The sequence below is a fragment of the Acidovorax sp. GW821-FHT10E03 genome (genome assembly GCF_059415205.1).
The window spans coordinates 58712-79451 of record NZ_JBWKMU010000017.1; the positions used below are offsets into that span (position 1 = coordinate 58712).

Consider the following 20740-nt stretch of genomic DNA (forward strand, 5'->3'; position numbering starts at 1 on the left):
CAATAGTTTGCTATCAATTTTAAAGTTCCATCCACAGCCCGCCCCCCCCGCGTGGCCCCTGGCAACGGGCACATTCGGCACGCAATGTGCTTGGCGACCGCACCGGCTTCGCCCCATTGCGCTGCGCACCCGGCTCACTACACTGAAGTCTGCCCCGCGTTGATGGCGGTGGTGGCTGCATCCCGGCGGTGCCGGGGCCCTGGGCCGCCGCAGAGCCGCCGAAAAGAAAGTGCCCGCCACCATGCAGTTTTCACTCGCCTTCCACCCCCGCCTGCTCGATGCGCTGCGCGGCTACGACAAGGGCCGCTGGCTGGCCGACGTGGGTGCGGGGGTGACGGTGGGCATCGTGGCGCTGCCGCTGGCCATGGCGTTCGCGATCGCCAGCGGCCTCAAGCCCGAGGCGGGGCTGTGGACGGCGATCATCGCGGGCTTCCTGATCTCCGCCCTGGGGGGCACCAACGTGCAGATCGGCGGACCGGCGGGCGCATTCATCGTCATCGTCTACGGCATCGTCGAGCGCTACGGCGTGGCCAACCTGCTCATCTCCACCGCCTGCGCGGGCGTGCTGCTGGTGCTGCTGGGGCTCTTCAGGCTGGGCACGCTGGTGCGTTTCGTGCCGGTGAGCATCGTGATCGGCTTCACCAACGGCATTGCGGTGCTGATCGCGCTGTCGCAGGTGAAGGACTGGCTGGGGCTGTCCATCGACCGCATGCCGGGCAATTTCTTCTCGCAGATCGATGCGCTGGCGCGGCACGCGGACAGCCTCAACCCCCATGCCTTCGGGCTGGGCGCGGCCTGCGTGGCCGGGTTGTTCGTCTGGCCCAGGCTGATGATGAAGGGCTCGCCCGTGATGCAGGTGCTGGAGCGCCACACCGTGCGCAGCTTCGCGCGCGTGCCCGCGCCCGTCGTGGCGCTGGTCACGCTGAGCCTGCTGGCCTGGGCGATGGAGTTTCCGGTGGAGACCATCGGCTCGCGGTTTGGAGGCATTCCGCAGGCGCTGCCGGTGTTCGCGCTGCCCGATTTTTCGTGGGACACGGTGCGCCTGCTGGTCACGCCCACGCTCACCATCGCGCTGCTGGGCGCCATCGAATCGCTGCTGTGCGCCCGCGTGGCCGACCAGCTGGCCACCGACCCGCACCACAAGAAACACGACCCCAACCAGGAGCTGGTGGCCCAGGGGCTGGCCAATCTGGTGGTGCCGTTCTTCGGCGGCATGCCCGCCACCGGCACCATTGCGCGCACCGTCACCAACATCCGCGCGGGCGCCACCTCGCCCGTGGCGGGCATGGTGCATGCGCTCACGCTGCTGGTGATCGTGCTGGTGGCCGCCCCGCTGGCGCTGCACATTCCGCTGGCGGTGCTGGCGGGCATCCTGTTGTACGTGGCCTGGAACATGGGTGAGTGGCACGAGTTCGTGCGCCTCAAGCACTTCAGCAACCACTACCGGCTGCTGATGCTGGGCACGTTCTTCCTCACCGTGGTGTTCGACCTCACGGTGGCGGTGGAGGTGGGCCTCTTCATGGCCTGCGCGCTGTTCGTGCGGCGCATGAGCGGGCTCTTTCGCGTGGTGCGCCAGCCGGAGGCCGAAGGCAGTTTTCCCCAGGGGCGGGCCACGGCCACCTGGCGCCTGCATGGCGCGCTGTTCTTCGGCGCCGCCGCCAAGATCGACCCCATCCTCCAGGCCGTGGAGACCGGCCCGCCCGGCATGGACGTGGTGCTGGACGCCAGCGAGCTGGTGGCGCTGGACACCACGGGGCTGGACGCGCTGGCGCAGATCCTCAAGGCCGTGGCCGCGCGCGGCGGGCGGCTGCGCCTGGTGCACCTGCACGAGCAGCCGCGCTCGCTGATCGAGCGCTCGGGCTTTGCCGCCCGGCTGGCGGCGCAGGGGCTGGAGGACCTGCCGGTGTGACCCGCCGCGCGGCTACTTGCCGCCCTTGAACTCCGGCGCCTCCAGGTCGGCCCCCGTCTGGGTGCGCAGCACGAACTGGTCGGGCCCATGGACCACGGTGAACACCTTGGCCTGGTTGGGTGCCTCCAGGTAGCGCCAGTCGGCATGGGTTTCCCGCTTCAGTTCGTAGGGCGTGACCTTGGCGGGCTTGCCCAGCAGGCGGCGCACCTCGTCCATGCGCATGCCGGGCACCACGCGCGCGAAGTTCTCGGGGGTGAGCACCTGGCGCAGCGCCGTCATGCGGCCGTCGGCGCCGATGGTGATCATGTAGTTGACCCGGCCGGCGGGCTGGCGGTTGTATTCGAACGTGCGCGCGCCGCCGGGCTCGTCCCACACGTTCTCGGGGACGCCGAAGCGGTCGCGCACGTCGGCCTCGGTGGAGACGCCCTCCTTGAGTTCGCTGATGCGTTGCGGGTCGCAGGCGGCAAGCGCCAGCAACGAAAAAGTGGCGGCCGCCAGGGCGGCGGCGCGATATATCAAGGGCATGAGTCGGTCCCGGTAAAATCCACGGCAAAGAGGTTAACAGTCCATGTCCATTTTCCGCCGCCCCGATTACCAATCCGATGCCACCCAGTTCATCAACCAGCTCAAGGCCAGCAAGCCCGAGCTGGAAAGCCAGCAGCTGGCCGGCCGCGCGCTGCTGTGGGACAAGCAGGTGGACCGCAAGATCTGGGGGGAGTACCGCGAAGCCCAGGTCGAGCAAAAGCCCTACGTCTACCAGACGAACGCCGACTGAGCCGACCCGGGCATCAAATTGGCCCCCAGCGCTTGATCAATAAGCGCTGATAGCTATATTTTCAATAGCAAATATCCATGACCACCGCGCGCGTGCCCGAGGCGTCCGATGATCCGGCGGGCACGGCCGCGCTGAACGCGGGCGGCATGCCCGACGTGGTCGATCAGGTCGCGCTGGCGCGCCTGTATGGCGAGCCGCTGTTCGCCCTGCCCACGGACCTGTACATCCCGCCCGATGCGCTCGAAGTCTTCCTTGAAGCCTTCGAAGGCCCGCTCGATCTGCTGCTGTACCTGATCCGCAAGCAGAACTTCAACATCCTCGACATCCCCATGGTGGGGGTCACCAAGCAGTACCTGGCGTATGTGGACGAGATCCGCAGCCGCAACCTGGAGCTGGCGGCCGAGTATTTGCTGATGGCGGCGATGCTGATCGAAATCAAGTCGCGCATGCTGCTGCCGCCCAAGAAGCAGGCCGAGGGCGAGGAGCCCGAAGACCCGCGCGCCGAGCTGGTGCGCCGCCTGCTCGAATACGAACAGATGAAGATGGCCGCCGCCCGCCTGGGGCAGTTGCCGCAGTACGGGCGCGACTTCCTCAAGGCGCAGGTCTACATCGAACAAAGCCTGCAGCCGCGCTTTCCCGACGTGCACGTGGTGGAGTTGCAGGACGCCTGGCGCGACATCCTGAAACGCGCCAAGCTCGTCCAGCACCACAGGATCACGCGCGAAGAGCTGAGCGTGCGCGAATACATGAGCATGGTGCTCAAGACGCTGCAGGGCCGCCGCTTCGTGGAGTTTGAAGAACTCTTCGAGCCCGAAAAAGGCAGCACCGTGCTGGTCGTGACCTTCATCGCCCTGCTGGAGCTGGCCAAGGAGACGCTGATCGAGATCACGCAGGCCGAGGCCTTCGCACCCATCTACGTGCGCCTCGCCTATGTACCGGCATGACACCCCCTGAGCGGCTGCGCCGCTTCCCCCTCTCTCGCTGCGCGGGAGGGGGACGCCACCGGTGGCCTGGCAAAGCCGGCTTCACGGTGGCCCCGGCCGGGAGCCGCGCCCACTTCAACGGCAACTGACACCTTCCATGGCATCCCACGACTTCGACGTTCTCATCGTAGGCAGCGGCCTCGCAGGCCTCTCGGCCGCGCTGCACCTGGCCCCCACGCACCGCGTGGCCGTGATCACCAAGCGCACGCTGCAGGATGGATCGAGCGGCTGGGCCCAGGGCGGCATTGCCGCCGTGCTGGCCGATGACGACAGTTTTGCCGCCCACATCGAAGACACGCTGGTGGCGGGCGCGGGCCTGTGCGACCTGGCCACCACGCGCTTCGTGGTCGAGAACGCCCCCGCCTCCATCGCCTGGCTGCGCCAGCTGGGCGTTCCCTTCACGCTCGAAGGCGACCAGCTGCACCTCACGCGCGAAGGCGGCCACAGCGCGCGCCGCATTGCCCATGTGACCGACGCCACCGGCGCGGCGGTGCAGCGCACGCTGATCGACGTGGTGCGCGCCACGCCCGGCATCACGCTGTTCGAGCAGCACACGCTGGTGGACCTGATCACCACGCGCAAGCTGGGCCTGCCCGGCCACCGGTGCCTCGGCCTGCATGCGCTGGACAGCGACACCGATGAGGTGGTGACCTTCCGCGCGCCGCAGACCATCCTGGCCACGGGCGGCGCGGGCAAGGTGTACCTGTACACCACCAACCCCGACACCGCCACGGGCGACGGCATCGCCGCCGCCTGGCGCGCGGGCTGCCGCGTGGCGAACATGGAGTTCATCCAGTTCCACCCCACGGGGCTGTACCACCCGCACGAAAAGTCCTTCCTCATCAGCGAGGCGGTGCGCGGCGAAGGCGGCAGGCTGCTGCTACCCCCCTCGGCGGGCGGCACGCGCTTCATGCTGGACCATGACCCGCGCGCCGAACTGGCCCCGCGCGACGTGGTGGCCCGCGCCATCGACTTCGAGATGAAGAAACACGGCCTCGATTGCGTGCACCTGGACATCTCGCACCAGAGCCCCGCGTTCTTGCAGGAACACTTTCCGAACATCCTGGCCCACTGCGCCGCGCTGGGCATCGACATCACCAAAGAGCCCATCCCCGTGGTGCCCACGGCCCACTTCACTTGCGGCGGAGTGCTGACCGACCTGGCCGGCCGCACCGACCTGCCCGGCCTGTACGCCGTGGGCGAGGTGGCCTGCACCGGCCTGCACGGCGCCAACCGGCTGGCCAGCAACTCGCTGCTCGAATGCATGGTGTTCGCACGCGCTGCCGCCCAGGCCATTGCCACGGCCCCCACCGCCGATCTGCCCGCCGTGCCCGCCTGGGACGACAGCCGCGTGACCGACGCCGACGAGTCCGTCGTCATCTCGCACAACTGGGACGAACTGCGCCGCTTCATGTGGGACTACGTGGGCATCGTGCGCACCAACAAGCGCCTGGAGCGCGCCGCGCACCGCATCGCCATGCTGCAGGGCGAGATCCAGGAGTTCTACGCGCACTTCCACATCACGCGCGACCTGCTGGAGCTGCGCAACCTGGTGCAGGTGGCCGACCTGATCGTGAAAAGCGCCCAGTTGCGCCGCGAAAGCCGGGGCCTGCATTTCAGCCGCGACTACCCGGAAGTCGCCGCGCCCGCAGCGCCCACCATCCTCGTCCCTCCGGTGCTCCGATGACCTACAGCGTCAAGGAAATTTTCTACACCCTGCAAGGTGAAGGCGGCCAGGCAGGCACGCCTGCCGTGTTCTGCCGCTTTGCGGGCTGCAACCTCTGGACGGGCCGCGAGCAGGACCGCGCGCAGGCCATCTGCCAGTTCTGCGACACCGACTTCGTGGGCACCGACGGCACTTTGGGCGGCAAGTTCGACACCGCCACGCTGCTGGCCGACACCATCGCCGCGCAGTGGCCTGCCGGCGCAGGCCACCGGCTGGTGGTGCTGACCGGTGGCGAGCCCCTGCTGCAGGTGGACGCTGAACTCATCGACGCACTGCACGCCCAGCAGTTCCGCATCGCCGTGGAGAGCAACGGCACCGTGAAAGCGCCCGAGGGCATCGACTGGCTGTGCATCAGCCCCAAGGCCGGTGCACCGTGGGTCCAGCGCAGCGGACAGGAGCTGAAACTCGTGTGGCCCCAGCCCGGGTTCGACCTGCGGGCGCTGGAGCAGGACACCCAGTTCACCCACCGCTTCCTGCAGCCCATGGACGGCCTGCTGCAGCGCCAGAACACCGCCGCCTGCATCGACGCCTGCCTGGCGCACCCCGCATGGCGCCTGAGCCTGCAGACCCACAAGCTCACCGGCATCCGGTGATGCGGCATTTTTGTTGTTGATTTCCGTATGTTGTTCACCATTTCCCAGCGCTTCTTCTTCGACGCCGCCCACACCCTGCGCCGCGAGATCGAGGCCGAAGGCAGCCGCCGCGTGCACGGCCACACCTACCACGCCGAGGTCTCGCTCAGCGGCCCGCGCGACCCCGCCACTGGCATGGTGCTGGACCTGGGCCTGCTGCGCCGGGGCCTGGAGGTGGTGCGCGGGCAACTCGACCACCACATGCTGGATGACGTGCCGGGCCTGGGCACGCCCACGCTCGAGAACCTGTGCGTCTTCATCGCCCAGGCGCTGCCCGCCGAACTGCAGCCGCGCGTGAGCCGCGTGCGCGTGTGGCGCGACGCGCTGGGCGACAGCTGCTTGCTCGACCTGCCCGCGCGCTGACACACCACCTGCCCCACCGGCAGACCCCGCCCGCGCCGCCACCGACTTCACCCAAGGAAGCCCGATGTTCCGTACCTTGCTCAAATCCAAGATCCACCGCGTCGCCGTGACCCAGTGCGAGCTGCACTACGAGGGCTCCTGCGCCATCGACGAAAACCTGCTGAAAGCAGCCAACATCGCCGAGAACGAGCAGATCCACGTCTGGAACATCAACAACGGCGAGCGTTTCACCACCTACGCCATCAAGGGCCAGCGCGGCAGCGGCATGATCTCGGTGAACGGCTCGGCCGCGCGCCGCGCCGCCGTGGGCGACCTCATCATCATCGCGGCCTTCGCCCAGGTGCATGAGGACCAGGTGCCCACGCACCAGCCGCAACTGGTGTTCGTGGACGAACACAACCGCCAGACCGGACTGCGCCACGCCGTGCCCACACAGGCCCTGTGATGAACATGCAGCCCCTGCACGACGGCCTGGTGGCCCGCAGCCTCGCCAGCGTCTGGCACCCCTGCACGCAGATGAAGCGGCACGAGGCCCAGCCGCCCGTGGCCATCGCGCGCGCACAGGGGCCTTGGCTCTACGACACGCAAGGCCGGCGCTACCTCGACGGCATCAGCTCCTGGTGGGTCAACCTCTTTGGCCACAGCCACCCGCACATCAAGGCGGCCCTCGCGGACCAGCTGGAGCGGCTCGACCACGTGATGCTCGCCGGCTTCACGCATGCGCCGGTGGTGGAGCTGTCGGAAAGCCTCTCCGCGCTCACGGGCCTGGGCCATGCGTTCTACGGCAGCGACGGCGCGGCGGCCACCGAGATCGCCCTGAAGATGAGTGCGCACTACTGGCGCAACATGGGTCGCCCCGCCAAGAGCCGCTTTGTGGGTCTGGCCGGTGGCTACCACGGCGAGACCGTGGGCGCGCTGTCCGTGACCGACATCGCGATCTTCCGCGAGGCCTACGCGCCGCTGGTGCGCCTGGCCGCCACCGTGCCCAGCCCCGATGCGCGCGGCGCGGCGCCCGGCGAAAGCGCCGAGGACGTGGCGCGTCGCAGTGCCCAGGCGCTCGATGCCTGGCTGGCCGAGCACCACGCGAGCACCGCCGCGCTCATCGTCGAACCGCTGGTGCAGTGCGCCGCCGGCATGGCCATGCACAGCCCCGAGTACCTGCGCCTGGCGCGCGCGCTGTGCGACCGCTACGAGGTGCACCTGGTGGTGGACGAAATCGCCGTGGGCTTTGGCCGCACGGGCACGATGTTCGCCCACCAGCAGGCGGGCATCCGGCCGGACTTCATCTGCCTGTCCAAGGGCCTCACGGGCGGCACGCTGCCGCTGTCGGCCGTGCTCACCACCGACGCGGTGTATGCCGCGTTCTACGACGACGATGTGGCGCGCGGCTTTCTGCACTCGCATTCGTACACCGGCAACCCGCTGGCCTGCCGCGCGGCGCTGGCCACGCTGGAGCTGTTCGGCCAGCTCGACACCCTCAACGCCAACGCGGCCCTGGCCCTGCGCATCGACGCGGCCTGCATGCCGCTCACCCGCCATCCGCGCGTGCGCCACGCGCGGCGCCTGGGAATGATCTGGGCCTGGGACATCGACACCACGCTGCCCGACTTCGCACGCCGTTACCACCAGCACGCCATGACGCGGGGGCTGGTGCTGCGCCCCATCGGCCACACGCTGTACGCGATGCCACCCTATGTGCTCGACGAAGAGGCCGTGCAGCGCCTCGCCGAGGGCGCGCTGGGCGCACTGAACGCCACCCTGCAGGAGGAGACCCCATGATTGGATGTTTTGTCACCGGCACCGACACGGGCGTCGGCAAGACGCTGGTGTCCACCGGCCTGCTGCACGCCCTGGCGCCACACCACCGCCGCGTGGTCGGCATGAAGCCGGTGGCCGCGGGCGTGGTGCCCTGGGGCGAGGACTGGGCCAGCGAGGACGCGATCGCGCTGCGTTCGGCCTCCACGCTGGCCGTGGCGCCCGAGCTGGACAACCCCGTGCTGCTGCTCGATCCGCTCTCGCCCCACATCGCCGCCGCGCGCGCCGGGGTGCGGATCGACATCGCGGCCATCGTGCGCAGCTACCAGGCCCTGGCGGCCCAGGCCGATGCGGTGGTGGTCGAAGGCGCGGGGGGCTTCCACGTGCCGCTGTCGGACACCGAGACCGGCGCCGACCTGGCCCAGGCCCTGGCCCTGCCCGTGGTGCTGGTGGTGGGCCTGCGGCTGGGCTGCCTGAACCACGCGCTGCTCACGGCCGAGGCGATCCGCGCGCGCGGCCTCGCGCTGGCCGGCTGGGTGGCCAACCGCGTGGACCCTGGCATGGACGCGGCCGAAGAGAACATCGCCTACCTGCGGGACCGCCTGGGCGCGCCGCTGCTGGCCGAGGTGCCCTACCAGGAACTGCCCGACGCGCGCGGCCTGGTGTTCGAGCTTCCCGGGGAGTGGCTATGACCGCGCCGACCTCCTGCGCGTCCTGGCTGGACGAGATCCCAGGGCAAATCGCCGACCTCGAGCGCGCCCACCTGCTGCGCCGCCGCCGCGTGGTGCAGCCCGCAGGGGGTGCCCACCTGCTGGTGGACGGGCAATCCATGCTGGCCTTCTGCAGCAACGACTACCTGGGCCTGGCCGGCCACCCCGCGCTGGCCGAGGCCGCGCGCGAGGCCACGCACACCTTTGGCGTGGGCTCGGGCGGCTCGCCCCTGGTCAGCGGGCACAGCGCCGCCAACGCAGCGCTGGAGCAGGAACTGGCCGCCTTCGTGCAATTGCCCCGGGCGCTGTACTTCTACGCGGGCTATGCCACCAATACCGGCATCATCCCCGCCCTGGTGGGCGCGGGCGACGCACTGTTTTCCGATGCGCTCAACCATGCCTGCCTGATCGATGGCGCGCGGCTGTCACGCGCCACCATCCACCGCTACCCGCATGCCGACCTGGCGGCACTGCAAGCCGCGCTGGCCGCCAGCCCCGCGCGGCGCAAGCTGGTGGTCAGCGATGCCGTCTTCAGCATGGATGGCGACCTGATCGACATCCCGGCGCTGCTGGCGCTGTGCGAGCGCTACGACGCCCTGCTGCTGCTGGACGACGCCCATGGCTTTGGCGTGCTCGGGCCGCAGGGGCGCGGCAGCCTGGCGCACGCGGGGCTGGCGGGTGCCGCCGCGTCGCGCCGCGTGCTCTACATGGCCACGCTGGGCAAGGCGGCGGGCGTCGCCGGCGCCTTCGTGGCGGGCGACGCGGCACTCATCGAATGGCTGCTGCAGAAGACGCGCACCTACATCTTCGCCACCGCCGCGCCGCCCCTGCTGGCGAGCGCCTTGCGCAAGAGCCTGGAGCTGATGGCGGCCGCCGACGAGCTGCGGGAGGGGCTGCGCCAGCGCATTGCGCAACTGAGCGAAGGCCTGGCCACGCTGCCCCCAGGACTGGGCTGGCAACTGCTGCCATCCCACACGGCGGTGCAGGCACTCGTGATCGGCAGCAACGAAGCCGCCCTGGCCGCGATGGAAAGCCTGCGCCGCGAGGGCCTGTGGGTGCCCGCCATCCGCCCGCCCACCGTGCCCGCGGGCACGGCCCGGCTGCGCATTGCGCTGTCGGCCGCCCACACGGCCCACGATGTGGACCGGTTGCTGGCCGCCCTGGCCGCGCATGCGGCCCACGCGGTCCCGGCGGCCCGCCACGTGGCCGCCCGGCAGCCGCCAGCCACTGGCACCAGCGGCGCGCGCGCGGCCGTCAGCGGCTGAGGGCAGGCGCCGCCGGTGCTCCCCGCGCCCCCCTGGAGCGCCGTCCCCCGGAGTGGCCGTCAGGCGCTTTCCTTGACCACGCGCCCGTTGAGCGGCTGCAATGGCCGCGCGTTGGCGTTGTACAGCTGGCGAAACGCCTTGATCTGCTGGGCGCCGAGCTTCACGGGCTCCTTGAGCACCATCCACTGCACGCCTTCGGAACACGGCGGCGTGGTCAGCGAGCCGTCAAAGCTGTAGTAGCCTTTCCTGGCGGGCAACAGGGCGCTGGCGTCCAGGGTGAGCCCCTGCACCGTCACCTGCTCGCCGGTGCGCGGCAGGTGCGCAAAGATGGGAGCCCACGCGGCATTGGTCTTGCCGGGCTGTATCAGCGCGGCCACCACGCCCAGCCCGCCGTCCTCGCCCTTGTGCACGAAGTGCGCCACCATGGCCGCGCGCTTGCCGCCAATGGCTTCCTCGCTGGGGGTGTGGAAGTGGAACTGCAGCAGCTCCATGGCCCTGCCGTTGACCACGAGCCTGCTGCCGGCGGGCATGTTGACCTGCACCGTGTGGCCGTTGTTGACCAGCGTGGGCGCCCCGGGCGTGTACTGGAACTCGAGCGCCGGCAGCGCCTCCTTCACGGTCTTGCGGATGTCCACGGGGCTTTGCGCCGCACCCCGCGCGCAGGCTTCAAAGCCCGCCTCCAGCGCGCCCCAGTGCGTGGCGCCGTGCTTGCCCTTGTACTCCCAGTGCGGTGGCGATTGCGCGCCAGCCCCGGTGGCGGCGCACAGCGCCAGGACGGCGAGAGCGGTGTGTCGGATCATTTTTTGGTATGTCATGGTTTTACTGAACACGGTTGAGGAAAAGCCGCTGCCCACCTGCACGTCCGCCGCATGCGCCACGGTTCGCCACGGGTTGCAGCACCCTGGCAATGTTCCTGGCGGCACGGCAGGAACCTGCGAACCGGCACACGGCGCGGGCCCCGCACAGTGAGCGCGGGGCCGCCCGGATTCTGAGCAGGCGGGCCGCTCCGCGGCAACACAAATCGCGCATGGCCCTGGTGCCGTGTCAACAAGGAGCGGCCGCCCCGCATTCGCCACCGGCCTTCAAGCGCACGCGGACGCCCGCGAGGGCTGGAACGTCGCCCCCGGGCCGGGGCCGGCCTGGGAACCTGACCGGCGCAAGCCCCCGCGCGCCCGGCGGTGAACCCGCGCCCTTAAACTGGCGCGGCGCGCACAGTGCGTGCCCCGCCCAGAACGGAATCACGAATCCCATGCCCCATCTCACCGTCGAATACTCCAGCAACCTGCCCCACTATCCCGAGGCGGACACCCTGGCTGCGCTCAACGCCACCCTGTGCGCCCACCCCGAGGTGCAGGACGAGGCCGATCTGAAGACCCGATTCATCGTGGCCGACAGCTTCGAGATCGGCACCGCACCGGCCCAGCGCGCGTTCGTGCACGCGCAGCTGCGCCTGCTCTCGGGCCGCACGCCCGAGGCCAAGAAAGAACTCTCCGGGCGCATCGCCGCCGTGCTGCGCGAACGCACACCCCGCCCCCAGGGCGTGATGGTGCAGCTGAGCGTGGAGGTGGTGGACATGGACCGGGGCTCCTACGCCAAAGAGCGGCTTTGAACCGGCGCTGAATCCTCCGCCAGCCCGGCCCCCACCACCCACGCGGGGCGCCGGCGCCGATCAGCCCTCGAGCGTGGCCGGCAGCCAGCCCCGCAGGCTGTTGAGGAAGGCCCAGGCCTGCACCCGGGGCACGTCAGACACGCGCAGCACGGCCTCCACCACGCGCCCCTCGCGCAATGCCACGGCACGGCCCACGCCGGGCAGCAGGCCGCAGGACAGGGGCGGCGTCACCCACCGCCCATCGATGAGCGCGGCGATGTTGCCGAAGGTGCTTTCGGTGATCTCGCCCGCCGTGTTCCACAGCACCGTGTCGAACACGCCGGGCGTGGTGGGCGCCAACGCCGCATAGTGCGCGCGGCGCGTGGTCTTGTGGCGCACGAATTCGCCGTGCGCCTCCGCCAGAGGGCGCGTGGCCAGCTGCAGGCGCACGGGTGCGGCCGTGGGCTGCAGCGCAAAGGCCTCGGCCCGGGGCGTGCCGGTGGCGTCCAGCAGCAGGCGCGCCCGCCAGGCCCCCGCAGCGTGTGCGGCGGCCAGCGCCCGCAGGCATTGCGACACGGCTTTCGCATCCCAGGGCACGCCAAAGTGCGCGGCGGTCTTCTCCAGGCGCGCCAGGTGGTCGGCCAGGTGCCGGAAGGCGCCGGCCTCCAGCGCCAGGGTTTCAAGCAGGTCAAAGGGCTGGCTGGCGCGCTCGGCAAAGGCCCGCTTGTGCTGCCACTCGCTCCACTCGGCATCGGCCAGCGCGCCCGAGGTGATGCCGCTGCCAATGCCGCAGGTGGCGTGGACGGCCGGGCCTTCCTCGCCGTCGCCGCCGCTCCCGCTGCGCAGCACCACGGTGCGGATGGGCACGTTGAACGTGGCGGCCACCGCGTGCCGGCCCTGCGCGTCGGGCGGGCCGGCCGGGCGCACCACGCCCACCGCGCCGCAGTACACGCCGCGCGGCGCGGGCTCCAGCGCGCGGATCATCCGCATGGCGCGCACCTTGGGTGCGCCGGTGACCGAGCCGCACGGGAACAGCGCCGCAAACACATCGGCCAGCGTGGTGCCGGGCCGCGTGCGGGCCGTCACGTCCGAGGTCATCTGCCACACCGTGGGCAGGGCCTGGGTGGCGAACAGCGCGGGCACGCGCACGCTGTGCGGCAGCGCAATGCGCGACACGTCGTTGCGCAGCAGGTCCACGATCATCACGTTCTCGGCCCGCTCCTTGGGCGCCGTGCGCAGGTGCTCGGCCTGGGCCGCGTCCTCTTCGGGGGTGGCTCCGCGCGGGGCCGTGCCCTTCATGGGCCGGGCCAGGAGGGCTCCACCATCGGGGGCATCCCGCCAGTCGAAGAACAGCTCGGGCGACACCGACAGCACCTGCTCGGGCCCCGCGTCGATGTGCGCCGCATACCCGCCGGGCTGGGCGCGCAACAGCGCGGCAAACAGTGCCTGCGCCGACCCCTGAAGCGTGCCATGAAGGGGCGCGGTGTAGTTGACCTGGTACAGCTCGCCCGCCGCGATCGCCTGCTGGATCCGCGCCAGCGCGGCATCGAACGAGGTGCGGTCAGGGCTGCCGGTCCATGCCACCTGCGCAGGAGGCTGCGCCGTGGGGCCCTGCGCGCCTTCGGGCCAGGGCAGCGGCGCGTCGTGCACGGCAAACCAGGCCAGCGGTCCGTCGGCCGCGTGGGTCTGCAAGGCCGCATCGAACGCGGCGGCCGCCTCGTAGCGCACGTGGCCCACGCACCAGCGGCCCTGCCGCGCGGCGGCGTGCACGGCGTCGAGCACGCCGCGCACCTGGGGCAGCGCGTGGGCCACGAGCACCTCGCGGGGTGTGCCGAAGGCGTGGCGCAGGCGCGGGGCGCGTGCATCCAGCGGCTGGGTGAAGTCGATGCGGGAAGTGATGGTCAAAACAGGCGCTAGCGCAGGTATTTCATGCGCTGACAGCTATCAAAATCAAAGCAGATCAGGCCCTGCGGGTGGTACTGTCAGGCAGCGCCCAGGTGCGGCACCAGGGCGCTGGCCGGCTGCCCGTTCTTGAGCGCGGCGGTGAAGGCCAGCATGCGGTCAATCGGCTGGCGCGCGCGCGGAATCAGGGCGGGGTCCACATGGACCGCGTTGGCACCGGTCTCCAGCACCCGCGCCACGTCAGCCAGGCCGTTCATCGCCATCCAGGGGCAGTGCGCGCAGCTCTTGCAGGTGGCGCTGTTGCCGGCGGTGGGCGCCTCAATGAACACCTTGCCGGGGTTGAGCGTGCGCAGCTTGTGCATCATGCCGTTGTCGGTGGCCACGATGAATTCGGTGGCATCCATCTCGCGCGCGGCCTTGAGGATGGCGCTGGTGGAGCCCACGGCATCGGCCAGGGCGATCACGTCCGCAGGGCTCTCGGGGTGGACCAGCACCTTGGCGCGGGGGTGCTCCTTCTTGAGCGCCTCCAGCTCGAAGGCCTTGAACTCGTCGTGCACGATGCAGGCGCCGTTCCAGAACACCATGTCGGCGCCGGTCTCGCGCTGGATATAGGCGCCCAGGTGGCGATCGGGCGCCCACAGGATCTTCTGGCCCGCGGCCTTAAGGGCCCCCACGATGTCGAGCGCGCAGCTCGAAGTCACCAGCCAGTCGGCGCGCGCCTTCACGGCCGCGCTGGTGTTGGCGTAGACCACCACGGTGCGGTCGGGATGGGCATCGCAGAACGCACTGAATGCGTCGATGGGGCAGCCCAGGTCGAGCGAACAGGTCGCATCGAGGTCCGGCATGAGCACCGTCTTTTCGGGGCTCAGAATCTTGGCCGTCTCGCCCATGAAGCGCACGCCACTCACCACCAGCGTCTGCGCGGCGTGGTCGCGGCCAAAGCGCGCCATCTCCAGCGAGTCGCTCACCAGGCCACCGGTTTCCTCCGCCAGGTCCTGCAGGTCGGGGTGCACGTAGTAGTGCGACACCATGACCGCGTTCTTCTCCTTGAGCAGGCGGCGGATCCTCTCCTTGAGCGCGGCGCGCTCAGGCGCAGCGGGCTCGGGCGGAACGCGGGCCCAGGCGTGTTTCGTGGAGCAGACGGAGCCCTCCTGGGTACCGAGCGGCTGTTCGTACTCCACATCGATGCGGTTCAGCACGGCGGTGGTGGTGGTCATGACAGCTCCTGCAGGCGCATCGAAAAATCGGTGGCCTTCACGTCCTTGGTCAGCGTGCCGATGGAGATGCGGTCCACGCCGGTCTCTGCCAGCGCGCGCAGGCCATCGAGCGTGACGCCGCCGGAGATTTCCAGAATCGCGCGTCCGGCATTGATGCGCACGGCCTCGCGCAGCGTGGGCAGGGGCATGTTGTCGAGCAGCACCATCCTGGCGCCGGCTTCCAGCGCCTCGGCCAGCTGCGCCAGCGTTTCCACTTCGATCTCGATGAACGTGGCTTGCGCGGCCACAGCCTGCGCGGCTTTCAGCACGGCGATCACGCCACCGGCGGCGGCGATGTGGTTTTCCTTGATGAGCACCGCGTCGTGCAGGCCGATGCGGTGGTTGGTGCCACCGCCCACGCGCACGGCGTACTTCTGTGCCAGGCGCAGGCCGGGGAGGGTCTTGCGCGTGTCCACGATCTGGGCGCGCGTGCCGGCCACCACATCCACATAGGTGCGGGTCTTGGTGGCCACGGCCGACAGCAGCTGCAGAAAGTTGAGCGCCGTGCGCTCGGCGCTGAGCAGCGCGCGGGCATTGCCCGTGAGTTCCAGCACCACCTGGTCGGGCGCGCAGCGCTGGCCCTCGGCCACATGCCAGATGATCCCCATGGTGGGGTCGAGCGCGCGCAAGGCGGCTTCGGCCCAGGGCGCGCCGCAGATCACGGCGGACTCGCGCGCCAGGATGCACGCGCGGGCGCGGCGGGCGGGGTCGATCAGGCCGGCGGTCAGGTCACCTGCGCCCACGTCTTCCGCCAGGGCGCGGGCCACATCGGCCTGGGCCAGGGCCGCCACATCATGGTCCATGGACTGTTGGTTCGAAAGCGTCATGGGGCGGGAGCATACCGGGAACCCAAAGGCCACTGCGCCAGCGCAGGCCGTTTCCCACCGCGCCGGCAACCAATAAGTACACCCATTATTGGTCGCATAGACTCGCGGCAATTTTTGTCCATGCATGCCCCATGACTGCCACCAGCACCGTTTCCGCCACGCCCTACGGTACCCTGCCGCCCGCATCGCCCCTGCCCCAGCGCCGCCCCGTGAGCCTGCCGCGCCTGGCGCAGATGCGCGCGGCGGGCGAGAAGATCACGATGCTGACCGCCTATGACGCCACCTTCGCGGCCGTGGCCGATGCGGCGGGGGTGGAATGCATCCTGGTGGGCGACTCGCTGGGCATGGTGTGCCAGGGCCTGCCCAGCACGGTGGGCGTGGGCCTGGACACCATGGCCTACCACACGGCCAGCGTGGCGCGCGGCCTGCACCGCGTGCAGGGCACGGCCTGGCTGGTGGCCGACCTGCCGTATGGCACCTATGCCGAAAGCCGCGAGCAGGCCCTGCGCAGCGCCTGCGTGCTGATGCAGGCGGGTGCGCACATGGTCAAGCTCGAAGGCGGAGGCTGGACCGCGCCCACGGTGGAGTTCCTGGTGCAGCGCGGCGTGCCGGTGTGCGCCCACCTGGGCCTCACGCCGCAGACCGTGCATGCCCTGGGCGGCTACCGCGTGCAGGGCAAGACCGACGACGACGCCCGCACGCTGCGCCAAGAAGCACACGAACTGCAGGACGCAGGCGCCGCCATGCTGGTGCTGGAGATGGTGCCCGCCGCGCTGGCCGCGGCCCTCACGGCCGAGCTGCCGCGCTGCCACACCATCGGCATCGGCGCGGGCAACGGCACGGCCGGCCAGGTGCTGGTGTTGCACGACATGCTGGGCATGAACCTCGGAAAAATGCCGAAGTTCGTGCACAACTTCATGTCGGACGCGGGCAGCGTGCGCGGCGCCATGGAGGCGTATGTGCAGGCCGTCAAGCAGGGGCGTTTCCCGGACAACGCGGTACACGCCTGGTAAGCGACCCCCTCGGATTTTTCAACAGACGCACTCCCGCCCCATGCTGATCGCCCACTCCATCGCCGACCTGCGCCAGGCCCTCGCCGCCCGCTGCCACCCCGCCTTCGTGCCCACCATGGGCAACCTGCACGACGGGCACATCGCCCTGGTGCGCCAGGCCCGGCCCCTGGGCGACGTGACCGTGGCCAGCATCTTCGTGAACCGCCTGCAGTTCCTGCCGCACGAGGACTTCGACAGCTACCCCCGCACCTGGGAGGCCGACTGCGCGCAACTGCGGGCCGCGGGCTGCGACGTGCTGTTCGCCCCGCGCGAGGCCGACCTGTACCCCGAGCCCCAGACCTTCAAGGTGCACCCCGATCCCGCATTGGCCGACATGCTCGAAGGCCAGTTCCGCCCCGGCTTCTTCGTGGGCGTGGGCACGGTGGTGATGAAGCTGTTCGCCTGCGTGCTGGGCCAGAGCGGCGGCACGGCGGTGTTTGGCAAGAAGGACTACCAGCAGCTCATGGTGATCCGCCAAATGGTGCGGCAGTTCGCATTGCCCATCGACATCGTGGCGGGCGAGACCTGCCGCGCGGCGGATGGGCTGGCGCTGAGTTCGCGCAACGGCTACCTCGGCCGCGAGGAACGCCAGGAGGCCGTGGCCCTGCCGCAGGCGCTCCGGCAGCTGGCGGGGCAATGGACTGCCCGGCCGCCAGCCGCAGGCGCGGCGCTGGAGCAACAGGCCGTCGATGCCCTGCGCGCACGCGGCTGGCAGCCCGACTACCTCACCGTGCGCCGCCGCGCCGACCTGCAGCCGCCCACGGCGCAGGACGGGCCGGGCATGCTTGTCGCCCTGGGGGCGGCGCGCCTGGGCGGCACGCGGCTCATCGACAACCTGGAGTTCTGATTAGCTCCTGAATTCATAGCAACCAGCGCTTTCCCATCAAGCGCCAGAGGCCAATTTCATGAGAAATCAATGCCCCCAACCACCCCGCGCGATCCATTCCAGCAGCAGGCGGTTGACGGCCTCGGGCTGCTCCATGGTGAGCATGTGGCCGCATTCGGCCAGCACGGCATGGTGGGCGCCAGGGATGAGCGCCGCGATCTCCTCGGAGCATTCGGGCGGTGTGAGCTGGTCGGCGGCGCCACACGCCACCAGCGTGGGGCAGGCCACGCGCGGCAGGTGCAGCCGGGCATCGGGCCGGTGGATGACCGCGCGGTTCTGGCGCACCAGCTGCTGCGCGCCGGCGCGCAGCACGAAGTCGAGGTAGGCCTGCACCAGCGCGGGCCGTGCCGCATTGGCCGGGTGAAAGGCAAACGCCACGTTGGGCTCGATCACCTCGCGCAAGCGGCCCTGGGCGAACAGTTCCATCGCGGCTTCGCGCAGCGCGCGCATGTCGGGCGTCTCCGGCCGGGCCGTGGTGCCCAGCAGCGCCAGGCCGGCCACGCGCCCGGGCGCCTGGCACGCGGCCTCCATGGCGATCATCCCGCCCATCGAGGCGCCGCACAGCAGCAAGGCCCCAGGATGCTCGGCCAGCACCAGCGCGGCCATGTCTTCAATGCGCTGCGCGTCGGGCCGCGCGTGGGCCGTGGCCACCACGGGGCGCAGCGCGGCCGGCAGGGCCGGCAGCTGTGCCTGCCACATGGTGGCATCACCGGCCAGGCCGGGTATCAGAACGAGCTGGGGAGGGTCGACGGCATGCAAGGGGGTGTTGTTCATGGCTCCGGAGTGTCGCAAGAAACACGCGGGCGTGCAGGCCGCGGCGCTGGCGGGGAGGCCGCGCGGACGCCAGGACCGGCTGCGCGGAGGGGCTTACAGCGCCTCGGACGGCACCGCCTGCACGCCGCCCTGGGGGGCCTGCGCCTGCACCAGATCGTGCACGAAACGCAGCTTGACCATGGCGCCGGAGGACAGCGCGAACGGGTAGGCATCGTGCTGGCCCAGGCTGCGGTTCAGGCTGTTGAGCATGAGGGTCAGCGGCACCCACTGGCGCACCATGTCCTGGAACGCGGGGCGCGGCGTGGCAAAGGGGTCGGTGACATGGTGGCGGATGGCGGCATGCGGGTCGGGCACCGTCACGCCCGCCTGGTAGCTGGCCGCCGTCTCCAGCAGGTCGATCATGTGCAGGTAGTGGGCCCAGGTTTCGGCCCAGTCCTCCCACGGATGGGCCGCGGCATAGGCGCTCACATGGCGCGCGGCCCAGTCGCCCAGCTCGTTGCCCCGGGCGTAGTGCGCGTCCAGCGCGGCGGCGTAGTCCTGCCGCTCGTCGCCAAATACGTTGCGGAAGGCGTCGATGCGGCCGCCGTCGCGCACCAGCTGGTCCCAGTAGAAATGGCCGGATTCATGCCGCAGGTGGCCAATCAAGGTGCGGTAGGGCTCGCCCAGCGCGATGCGGCGGCGTGCACGCTCGTCGTCGTCCGCCTCGGCCACGTTGAGCGTGATGGTGCCGCCCAGATGGCCGGTGAGGATCGCGGGACCGCCGGGCAGGTCGGCCAGGAATTCGAAGACCGGCCCGTACCGGCCGGGGACGGGTTCCAGCCCCAGGCGCGCCAGCGTGTAGAACAGCTGGCGCTTGGCCGCCTCGATCTGCTTCCAGCGCCCCAGGTTGGCGGCTTCCGAGAGGTCGGGAAGGATGCGCGTCTGGCGGCACGAGGCGCACAGGTCGGCATAGTCGTTGGCGGGCACCGCGAAGTTGCACGCCTGGTACTCCGTGTGGTTGTGGCACATGCGGTACAGCCGCCCGCTGTAGTTCGCGGTGCCGCGCTCGCCCATGCGGCGCCACAGGCCCGGGCCGTCCTGCGGCGCGGGCGCCAGGGCGGCCATGGCGAGCTGGTCTGGCAGGAATGCCAGCGTGCTGCCGCAGTGCAGGCATTGCACGCTGTCAAAAAACACCAGGTGACCGCAATGGTCGCAATTGAATACGCGCATGGTGCCGAGCTTATACCCAGTGGGGCGTCCGTGTGGGGGCATGGCCGCCAGGTTCGCCGCGCGCCGCAGGCGGCGCCGGGCCCGGATCGGGATTCCCAATGAAAAAGAGCAGGTTCCAGGTCATTCCTGGAACCTGCTCCCTGGCCCCGGCCGGCAGGTGGCGCGAGCCGCCTGCCCCGGGTTCATGCCGTCCGTTCAACGATCAGGGGCGCACGACAATGCTGTTGCGCACTTCGCGCACATGCTTGGTGTTGCGCGCGATGGCCTCGGCCTGGTTCTTCTCGGTCTGCGACTTGGCAAAGCCCGACAGCTGTACCGTGCCGTTCAGCGTTTCCACGCTGATGGAGGTGGCGGAGACGGATTTGTCCTCCGCCATCTTGGCCTTCACGGCGGTGGTGATACCGGCATCATCGACATAGGAGCCCATGGTCTGCTGGTTGCGGGCCACCGAACAGCCGGTGGCCGTGACGATGGTGATGCCGGCGACTGCGGCAAAAGCGAGGGCACGTGCGTATTTCATGGTGTTGTCCTTCTAGAAGAATGGTTTGGGAACGCGGGTGCTGGAAAATTGCAATCTGCCGGTCTGTTGCACCCTCCGCGACCGGCGGACTGTACGGTTCGATTTCTGGTGCCTGATGGATGATGCTGGCGGGGCGGCCGCCATGGGGACAAAGTGTCACCCTTCAACGGCCGACCTGCAAGCCGGGCTGACAGGTCAGTATGCGGCGTGCCGGCGGCGCGACATCCACAGCACCAGCGTGGCCAGCGCGGCGCCCGAGGCGGCGGCGATCACCAGCGACTTGCCGGGCTGCTCGGCCACGTACTTGTTGGTGGCCTCCGCGGCCTGCTGCATCTGGCGGCGGGCCCGCGCGCTCGTTTCGGCGCAATAGTCGATGCTGCGTGCCGCGAGTTCCTGGGCGCGGGCCGCGAGATCGTCAATGACCGGGTCGGCCTGGCTGCGCAGGTTGCGCACGCCCTCTTCGGCTTTTTCCAGGGAGTTGTTGGCGGCATTGCGCGTGGACTGTACGACGTCTTGCGCACTCTGCAGCACATCGTCGGCGATATGGCGGGCGCTGCTGGCAACTTTGTCGGTGGCGGTCTGGATACTCATTGGGGAACTCCTTGGAT

Annotated in this window: 22 protein-coding genes; 13 read left to right on the top strand and 9 right to left on the bottom strand. The window is 70.0% G+C overall.

All coding sequences use genetic code 11. The features are described 5' to 3' along the window. The first annotated feature begins 241 nt into the window (after positions 1-241). A complete protein-coding gene (locus AC07OD_RS25750; RefSeq protein ID WP_218295891.1) occupies positions 242-1909 on the top strand; it encodes a SulP family inorganic anion transporter in 1668 nt (555 codons plus the stop codon). Positions 1910-1921: 12 nt separating this feature from the next. Here AC07OD_RS25750 and AC07OD_RS25755 read toward each other — a convergent pair whose 3' ends face one another. Further along, positions 1922-2434: an outer membrane protein assembly factor BamE gene (locus AC07OD_RS25755; RefSeq protein ID WP_494598349.1), complete on the bottom strand. Its 513-nt coding sequence runs from the start codon at positions 2432-2434 to the stop codon at positions 1922-1924. 43 nt (positions 2435-2477) lie between these two features. Here AC07OD_RS25755 and AC07OD_RS25760 point away from each other — a divergent pair, with 43 nt between their 5' ends. The 9 genes from AC07OD_RS25760 (at position 2478) to bioF (ending at position 10118) form a co-directional block, all read left to right on the top strand. Beyond that, the gene (locus tag AC07OD_RS25760) at positions 2478-2684 is read left to right on the top strand and encodes a DUF3460 family protein (protein ID WP_218295893.1); all 207 of its coding nucleotides are present in this window, start codon (positions 2478-2480) and stop codon (positions 2682-2684) included. Positions 2685-2761: 77 nt separating this feature from the next. Continuing rightward, positions 2762-3628, top strand: coding sequence for a segregation and condensation protein A (locus tag AC07OD_RS25765; protein WP_218295894.1), 867 nt, complete (start codon positions 2762-2764; stop codon positions 3626-3628). A gap of 136 nt (positions 3629-3764) precedes the next feature. Continuing rightward, positions 3765-5354, top strand: a complete 1590-nt coding sequence (gene nadB / locus AC07OD_RS25770) for an L-aspartate oxidase (protein WP_492807035.1) — start codon at positions 3765-3767, stop codon at positions 5352-5354. Beyond that, positions 5351-5986 carry a 7-carboxy-7-deazaguanine synthase gene (queE, locus tag AC07OD_RS25775; protein WP_218295896.1) on the top strand — a complete coding sequence of 212 codons (636 nt, stop codon included), beginning with the start codon at positions 5351-5353 and terminating at the stop codon, positions 5984-5986. The genes nadB and queE overlap by 4 nt, the downstream gene beginning before the upstream one ends. Positions 5987-6013: 27 nt before the next feature. After that, the gene (locus tag AC07OD_RS25780) at positions 6014-6388 is read left to right on the top strand and encodes a 6-carboxytetrahydropterin synthase (protein WP_218295897.1); all 375 of its coding nucleotides are present in this window, start codon (positions 6014-6016) and stop codon (positions 6386-6388) included. A gap of 64 nt (positions 6389-6452) precedes the next feature. Then, positions 6453-6833 (top strand): aspartate 1-decarboxylase, encoded by a 381-nt coding sequence (gene panD, locus AC07OD_RS25785; protein WP_494598350.1) that lies wholly within the window; start codon positions 6453-6455, stop codon positions 6831-6833. Between the two features lie 5 nt (positions 6834-6838). Continuing rightward, a complete protein-coding gene (gene bioA, locus AC07OD_RS25790; RefSeq protein WP_494598382.1) occupies positions 6839-8167 on the top strand; it encodes an adenosylmethionine--8-amino-7-oxononanoate transaminase in 1329 nt (442 codons plus the stop codon). Continuing rightward, positions 8164-8835 (top strand): dethiobiotin synthase, encoded by a 672-nt coding sequence (gene bioD, locus AC07OD_RS25795; protein WP_218295899.1) that lies wholly within the window; start codon positions 8164-8166, stop codon positions 8833-8835. Before bioA ends, bioD begins: the two co-directional genes overlap by 4 nt. Further along, on the top strand, positions 8832-10118 hold the full coding sequence (gene bioF / locus AC07OD_RS25800) for an 8-amino-7-oxononanoate synthase (RefSeq protein WP_369643174.1): 1287 nt from the start codon (positions 8832-8834) through the stop codon (positions 10116-10118). The genes bioD and bioF overlap by 4 nt, the downstream gene beginning before the upstream one ends. A gap of 59 nt (positions 10119-10177) precedes the next feature. Here the strand turns inward: bioF and AC07OD_RS25805 are convergent, their stop codons facing one another. After that, positions 10178-10918, bottom strand: a complete 741-nt coding sequence (locus AC07OD_RS25805; protein ID WP_369643175.1) for a carbonic anhydrase — start codon at positions 10916-10918, stop codon at positions 10178-10180. A 449-nt stretch (positions 10919-11367) separates the two neighbouring features. Between AC07OD_RS25805 and AC07OD_RS25810 the strand changes: the two genes are divergently transcribed. Continuing rightward, a complete protein-coding gene (locus tag AC07OD_RS25810) occupies positions 11368-11727 on the top strand; it encodes a 5-carboxymethyl-2-hydroxymuconate Delta-isomerase (protein ID WP_218295901.1) in 360 nt (119 codons plus the stop codon). 60 nt (positions 11728-11787) lie between these two features. On the opposite strand, the gene AC07OD_RS25815 is transcribed toward AC07OD_RS25810, so the two are convergent. The 3 genes from AC07OD_RS25815 to nadC all read right to left on the bottom strand — a co-directional run bounded on the left by AC07OD_RS25815 (position 11788) and on the right by nadC (position 15691). Further along, positions 11788-13611, bottom strand: a complete 1824-nt coding sequence (locus AC07OD_RS25815) for a chorismate-binding protein (RefSeq protein ID WP_494598351.1) — start codon at positions 13609-13611, stop codon at positions 11788-11790. Between the two features lie 77 nt (positions 13612-13688). Then, the gene (nadA, locus tag AC07OD_RS25820; protein ID WP_218339553.1) at positions 13689-14825 is read right to left on the bottom strand and encodes a quinolinate synthase NadA; all 1137 of its coding nucleotides are present in this window, start codon (positions 14823-14825) and stop codon (positions 13689-13691) included. Continuing rightward, positions 14822-15691 carry a carboxylating nicotinate-nucleotide diphosphorylase gene (gene nadC, locus AC07OD_RS25825; protein ID WP_494598352.1) on the bottom strand — a complete coding sequence of 290 codons (870 nt, stop codon included), beginning with the start codon at positions 15689-15691 and terminating at the stop codon, positions 14822-14824. Before nadC ends, nadA begins: the two co-directional genes overlap by 4 nt. 131 nt (positions 15692-15822) lie before the next feature. On the opposite strand from nadC, the gene panB reads away from it, so the two are divergent. Next, positions 15823-16704 carry a 3-methyl-2-oxobutanoate hydroxymethyltransferase gene (panB, locus tag AC07OD_RS25830; RefSeq protein ID WP_218295904.1) on the top strand — a complete coding sequence of 294 codons (882 nt, stop codon included), beginning with the start codon at positions 15823-15825 and terminating at the stop codon, positions 16702-16704. Between the two features lie 40 nt (positions 16705-16744). Then, positions 16745-17590, top strand: coding sequence for a pantoate--beta-alanine ligase (gene panC / locus AC07OD_RS25835; protein ID WP_369643178.1), 846 nt, complete (start codon positions 16745-16747; stop codon positions 17588-17590). 66 nt (positions 17591-17656) lie between these two features. Here panC and AC07OD_RS25840 read toward each other — a convergent pair whose 3' ends face one another. The 4 genes from AC07OD_RS25840 to AC07OD_RS25855 form a co-directional block, all read right to left on the bottom strand. Continuing rightward, positions 17657-18403: an alpha/beta fold hydrolase gene (locus AC07OD_RS25840; protein ID WP_494598353.1), complete on the bottom strand. Its 747-nt coding sequence runs from the start codon at positions 18401-18403 to the stop codon at positions 17657-17659. 93 nt (positions 18404-18496) lie between these two features. Beyond that, the gene (locus AC07OD_RS25845) at positions 18497-19612 is read right to left on the bottom strand and encodes a zinc-binding metallopeptidase family protein (protein ID WP_218295907.1); all 1116 of its coding nucleotides are present in this window, start codon (positions 19610-19612) and stop codon (positions 18497-18499) included. Positions 19613-19814: 202 nt separating this feature from the next. After that, positions 19815-20132 carry a BON domain-containing protein gene (locus AC07OD_RS25850; protein ID WP_218295908.1) on the bottom strand — a complete coding sequence of 106 codons (318 nt, stop codon included), beginning with the start codon at positions 20130-20132 and terminating at the stop codon, positions 19815-19817. 195 nt (positions 20133-20327) lie between these two features. Further along, a complete protein-coding gene (locus AC07OD_RS25855; protein ID WP_494598354.1) occupies positions 20328-20723 on the bottom strand; it encodes a hypothetical protein in 396 nt (131 codons plus the stop codon). Between the last annotated feature and the right edge of the window lie 17 nt (positions 20724-20740).